General features: G+C 69.5%; 1 protein-coding gene. It reads right to left on the bottom strand.

Annotated features, from left to right (window positions below; genetic code table 11):
- Nucleotides 1-61: 61 nt before the first annotated feature.
- On the bottom strand, nucleotides 62-1,221 hold a 1,160-nt coding region (locus Q0L15_RS00295), incomplete at its 5' end, for an acyl-CoA dehydrogenase family protein (protein WP_296601398.1).

Here is a 1,221-nt window from a genome sequence, read left to right as displayed (position 1 = left end):
AGCTTGCCGGCGGCGTTGCCGGGGACATAGAGGTAGGAGCGCGGGAGCCCCGGGAGGGGACTCATCCGAGGACCGTCTCCCCGCGTTGCAGAGCCTTGGCGACCACGGTGCGGAGGATGTCGTTGGTGCCCTCGCCGATGCTCATCAAGATGGCGTCGCGGTAGAGCCGCTCCACCTCGAACTCCGTGGAGTACCCGTACCCGCCGTGCACCTTCATCGCGTCGATCGCGGCATCCAGAGCCACCTCGGAACAGAAGATCTTCGCCATGCCGGTCTCCGCGTCGGCGCGGCCGCGGCGGACCGCGTCGGCGCTCCAGTAGGCCATCAGGCGGGCCGCCTGCAGGTTCGTCGCCAGCGTCGCGAGCTTGAGCTGGATCGCCTGGAAGTCACCGATCGGCTGGCCGAACGCCTTGCGGCTCTGGGCGTAGGCCAGCGCCTCCTCGTGAGCCCGCTGGGCGATGCCGACCGAGCGGGCGGCGATGTTGACCCGGCCCCACTCGAGGGCGGAGAGGACGTGCTGCATGCCTCGTCCCTCGACCCCGCCGAGCAGCTGGTCGCGCGGGACCCGCACGTTGTCGAGCACGATCTCGCACGACTCGGTCCCCTTGTACCCGAGCTTCGGGATGTCCTTGGTGACCTCGAACCCCTCGAGGTGGGGATCGACGAGCAGTACGCTCATCCCGCGGTGAGCCGGCGTGGCGCTCGGGTCGGTCTTCACCAGCACCGGCAGCGGGTCGGCGTACCGCGCGTTGGTGATCCACATCTTGGCGCCGGAGACGACGTAGTGGTCGCCCTCGAGCCGAGCCGTGGTGCGGATGCCCTGCAGGTCGGTGCCCGCGTCGGGTTCGGTGAGGCCGATGCCCGTGCGCCGCTCGCCCGTGGCGAGGGCCGGCAGGTAGGCCTGCTTCTGCTCCTCGGTGCCGTGCATCGCGATGAGCCGGCAGGAGAGCGAGTGGCTCCCGAGGATGCCGGCGACGCCCATCCAGCCGCGCGAGATCTCCTCGAAGACGATCGCGAAGGAGACCGGGTCGAGGTCCAGCCCGCCGAACTCCTCGGGCACGGTCATGCCGAACAGGCCCATCTGCGCCATGCCCTCGACGATCTCGGTCGGGTAGCGCCCGGACTGCTCCCACTCCCGGGCGACCGGGATGATCTCCTTGTCGACGAAGGACCGCAGCAGGTTGCGGAACTCGCGTTGATCCTCGGTGAACTGGAAGTCCA

Source organism: Nocardioides sp., assembly GCF_024509035.1.
GTDB lineage: Bacteria > Actinomycetota > Actinomycetes > Propionibacteriales > Nocardioidaceae > Nocardioides.
The sequence above is the reverse complement of the archived record's forward strand: the minus strand, read 5'-3'. Positions and strand labels throughout refer to the sequence as shown.